The following is a 3621-nucleotide window of genomic DNA, read 5'->3' on the forward strand; positions in this document are numbered from 1 at the left end:
AGTTCAATTTTTTTTACATTTATTAAAAATAATTTGAAGAAAAGAGAAATTTAGCGCGAAAAGTATTTTTTGATATCTCTCGCAGCCCTTGTATAGCTTGAAAATTATTTTCACCGAGAATTGCTGGCCGTCCCTTTTGTAAATGAAAATGAAAAAATACAGATAGGTAATGGTGAACCGCAAACTGATGGAGTTACCGCAGTATTCGGTCCAGGGACAGGATTAGGTGTTTCCCACATCGTCAAATATGAAGGTAAATGGGTCAGTTTAGATGGTGAAGGCGGTCATGTCAGCTTTGCACCGAACACCCGCGAGCAAACAGATATTTTACTATTATTACAAGCACAGTTTGGTCATGTTTCTGCAGAGCGTATATTATCTGGACAAGGCTTAGTTAATTTATACCATAGTCTTTGCCGTTTAGAAGGCAAACAACCTGAGTTCCACGAGCCTAAACAGGTATCTCAAGCTGCGTTAGAAGACAATTGCGATTTAGCACTGCGAAGCCTGACTGTGTTCTGTCAAGTAATGGGCGGTTTTGCTGGTAATCTCGCATTAAATCTTGCTTGCACTGGTGGCGTTTATATTGCAGGGGGCGTTGTACCTCGCTTTGTTGATTTCTTTAAAGCAAGTGAGTTTAGAAGTTTCTTTGAAGCTAAAGGACGTTTTAACAACTACCTTTCATCTATTCCAACTTATTTAATAACACATGATAACCCCGGGCTCTTAGGTGCAAGTGTATATCTTCGCCAAGAACTGAAAACAATGAATAATTAATATTAGTAGTTGATTTTACGAGGGGATTTATCTATCATGCGCTCGCTTTAATGAAATGTTGAAGCATTTGGTGAGCTGGCTGAGTGGCTGAAGGCGCACGCCTGGAAAGTGTGTTTAGGTTTATCCCTAACGAGAGTTCGAATCTCTCGCTCACCGCCATATTAATACGGAAATGGGCACTTCATTAGAAGTGCCCATTTTTGTTTGTGGAATAGTGTTAACTTAAAACTAAAATCGTTTAATTTCCTACCTAATTTTCAACGAAGTAGATCAATTGCAAGCAAACTTAAAACACAACATTGAAATATAAGATAAATTAACCAAATCCGTTTAACACAAACAAACCTGAAATATTGCCCCGCTTCCAACTACGATTCAAAAAACCGATTGGCATACATTTGGAAAATAGGAGCGAGTTAAACACCAAGCCCATTTATTTATAATTTCTACACTTCCCAACGTGGAGTAAAATTTAACGTCAGCAATAAACGGCGCGTAGGTTGGCGATGTTTTTGCTGGCTTTTTGTTTTTAGCAAAAATCGCGACAACTGTATCGAGTCTGCGTGCGCTTGTTAAACCGCTTTTCCATAGCTATAATAACCGAATCAAAGACCTATTAAGAGACCTTTATTATGGCCACTAGAATTTTAGCTGACGTTGCAGCGAGTATCACTGAATTTAAAGCAAACCCAATGAAAGTAGCAGCGAGCGCCTATGGTTGCCCTGTTGCAGTCCTTAACCGAAATGAGCCAGCATTTTACTGTGTTCCAGCAGAAGCTTACGAGATGCTGATGGATAAAATCGAAGATCTTGAGCTTTTAACTTTAGCTAATGAACGTAAAAATGAACCTAGTATTTCGGTAAAGATCGATGACTTATAATCTCGAATTCAAAAAAACCGCATTGAAAGAATGGAACAAATTAGGTGCAACACTCAAACAACAATTTAAGAAAAAATTAATTGAACGATTGAGTAACCCACACATTCCATCCGCTAAGTTATCAGGCGCTGATAACATGTACAAAATTAAACTTCGTCAGTCAGGCTATCGCCTAGCGTATCAAGTCGACGATAATGTAGTCACTGTAACAGTACTCGCAATCGGAAAACGAGAACATAGCGATGTATACAACAAAGCAACGAGACGTCTGCATGACTGATTGTGGTTTAGCGCCTCGTTCACCGGCGAGTAAGTTAGTGCTGTTTTCGATGATTTTCTTTTAGCAAGAACCGCGACAACAGTAACGTCCAGTTGATTAGCTTTTATGCGGTTTTGAATGCTTTTTGATACTCAAGGGTTTGTATCCGTTTATCCGCGTTCCCCATAATATTAAACATGAACTTTGATACATTGTTCATTTTTGCTATTTTCAAATATTCACTTGGTAAACTCACAAGGTTTAACCCACGCGCTTTTTCAAAAAGCGCTAGATTTGGGAAGAACAAGTCAGGCTGTCCTTTTAAAATTTCCAGCATCTCGTCTAACGTATAGCGTCCAGTGATTTGACTTGTTTGTTATGTTTTTAACCAAAACAAGAGATTTCTACTTTAACTTCGTAATGCCTACCAAAATAGAAATAACACCACCAACCATTCCAACCCAAGCTTCGATAGGCGTATCACCGCTTAATGTCCGACTAAGTTGAGAGCTAGCTGAATCATAAATATTGTAACCCCACATAGCTAACGCGGCACCTACAACGATGAGTACAATTCCAATGATTTTAGTATTCATTTTTGCTCCAATATATATATAAATTTACGGTTGAATCGACCCTGCAATTACGAAAACACATACGCCTTGCTCACCAACGGTATCGAGTCTGCGTGCAGCAACTTGTATGTTTAGAATTTATAACCAATATCTAATGTAAACATTGCTTTTTTTGAAGGATTAACCCGCTCATTACTAGAAAAAACTGTATACGATTCTTGATCATAAACTCCCACTCCGGCACCTAAAACCCACCCACTACTTTTAAAAACATCCACATGATAATTATAAGTTATCAAACCATATCGTCTATCTCCATCAAGGATACCTACAATTTCACCAAGCGAGAAACCAATAGAATAATATTCATCATCTGTAATAATTGTCTGCATTCCTAATGAATATCCTGGCAAACCAGCTGATATGAAATATTTACTATCTTCATGTTTTACAGCGAATTGAGCGCCAATAAGCCCGCTATATTGAAAGCTGCCCCCATCGAAAACTCAAATTCAGCTCCCAAAGCAGAAATAGGGAGATAAGATAATAAAATAATTAGTGATTTTTTTAGCATAATTCCATCCTTAGATTTATAAACATAACGCCGCTGAACACTAGCGCATAGGTTGGCAGTGTTTTTGCTGGCTTTTTATTTTTAGCAAAAAGCGCGACAGCCCTACTGCGTCCGATTTAATTGCCTTGTATACTTGTTGTGACATATTTGCTTTTAGCCTAAACAACACTCTTTTCTAATATTGGTTTTAACTTGAAACGCCAAACCAATTCATTTAACTCTGAGCGAATAATAACTATTAGATCACAGACGATCACCACGTTCAAGTACATTTTTCATACAATTAGGGTTGTTGGACAAAAGAGCATGAAATGCTCTGTTTGGAGAAATTCTACAGCCTCAACGCCTTGCTCAGCGGCGAGTAAATTGGTGCTGTTTTTTTCTTTTAGCAAAAACCGCGACAACTGTATCGAGTCCGAGTGCAGCAACTTATAGTTTGACCAAGCCACTTATTTAATAGATTAATTTCCTACTATATAAGTGGAACATGCTTCTGTTGGTTACGAATATGCAGCAACAAACATATTATGTTTCTAACAAGACGTTCGAGCCAAC

General features: G+C 38.1%; 6 protein-coding genes, 1 tRNA gene and 1 pseudogene. 4 read left to right on the forward strand and 4 right to left on the reverse strand.

Annotated elements, in window-relative coordinates; translation table 11 throughout:
* Positions 1-114 precede the first annotated feature (114 nt).
* From glk to KSO91_RS16490, 4 genes and pseudogenes are all read left to right on the forward strand, one after another.
* Positions 115-777, forward strand: a pseudogene (gene glk / locus KSO91_RS16475) (glucokinase); the annotation flags it as partial.
* Positions 778-846: 69 nt separating this feature from the next.
* A tRNA-Ser gene (locus KSO91_RS16480) sits at positions 847-936 on the forward strand.
* Between the two features lie 473 nt (positions 937-1409).
* Positions 1410-1658 (forward strand): type II toxin-antitoxin system Phd/YefM family antitoxin, encoded by a 249-nt coding sequence (locus tag KSO91_RS16485; RefSeq protein WP_238744115.1) that lies wholly within the window; start codon positions 1410-1412, stop codon positions 1656-1658.
* Positions 1648-1938, forward strand: coding sequence for a type II toxin-antitoxin system RelE family toxin (locus KSO91_RS16490; RefSeq protein ID WP_238744116.1), 291 nt, complete (start codon positions 1648-1650; stop codon positions 1936-1938). Before KSO91_RS16485 ends, KSO91_RS16490 begins: the two co-directional genes overlap by 11 nt.
* A 103-nt stretch (positions 1939-2041) precedes the next feature.
* On the opposite strand, the gene KSO91_RS16495 is transcribed toward KSO91_RS16490, so the two are convergent.
* The 4 genes from KSO91_RS16495 to KSO91_RS17705 form a co-directional block, all read right to left on the reverse strand.
* Positions 2042-2254: a hypothetical protein gene (locus tag KSO91_RS16495; RefSeq protein ID WP_238744117.1), complete on the reverse strand. Its 213-nt coding sequence runs from the start codon at positions 2252-2254 to the stop codon at positions 2042-2044.
* 67 nt (positions 2255-2321) lie between these two features.
* Positions 2322-2513, reverse strand: a complete 192-nt coding sequence (locus KSO91_RS16500; protein ID WP_238744118.1) for a DUF3185 family protein — start codon at positions 2511-2513, stop codon at positions 2322-2324.
* 110 nt (positions 2514-2623) lie between these two features.
* Positions 2624-2884 carry a hypothetical protein gene (locus KSO91_RS16505; RefSeq protein WP_238744119.1) on the reverse strand — a complete coding sequence of 87 codons (261 nt, stop codon included), beginning with the start codon at positions 2882-2884 and terminating at the stop codon, positions 2624-2626.
* Between the two features lie 56 nt (positions 2885-2940).
* On the reverse strand, positions 2941-3066 hold the full coding sequence (locus KSO91_RS17705; protein ID WP_275114029.1) for a hypothetical protein: 126 nt from the start codon (positions 3064-3066) through the stop codon (positions 2941-2943).
* Between the last annotated feature and the right edge of the window lie 555 nt (positions 3067-3621).

Source organism: Psychromonas antarctica (genome assembly GCF_022267535.1).
Classification (GTDB): Bacteria; Pseudomonadota; Gammaproteobacteria; order Enterobacterales; family Psychromonadaceae; genus Psychromonas; species Psychromonas antarctica.

Coding starts and splice junctions, on each gene's coding strand:
- KSO91_RS16485 (WP_238744115.1), top strand. CDS start 1,410: ATGGCCACTAGAATTTTAGCTGACGTTGCAGCGAGTATCACTGAATTT.
- KSO91_RS16490 (WP_238744116.1), top strand. CDS start 1,648: ATGACTTATAATCTCGAATTCAAAAAAACCGCATTGAAAGAATGGAAC.
- KSO91_RS16495 (WP_238744117.1), bottom strand. CDS start 2,254: ATGCTGGAAATTTTAAAAGGACAGCCTGACTTGTTCTTCCCAAATCTA.
- KSO91_RS16500 (WP_238744118.1), bottom strand. CDS start 2,513: ATGAATACTAAAATCATTGGAATTGTACTCATCGTTGTAGGTGCCGCG.
- KSO91_RS16505 (WP_238744119.1), bottom strand. CDS start 2,884: ATGCAGACAATTATTACAGATGATGAATATTATTCTATTGGTTTCTCG.
- KSO91_RS17705 (WP_275114029.1), bottom strand. CDS start 3,066: ATGCTAAAAAAATCACTAATTATTTTATTATCTTATCTCCCTATTTCT.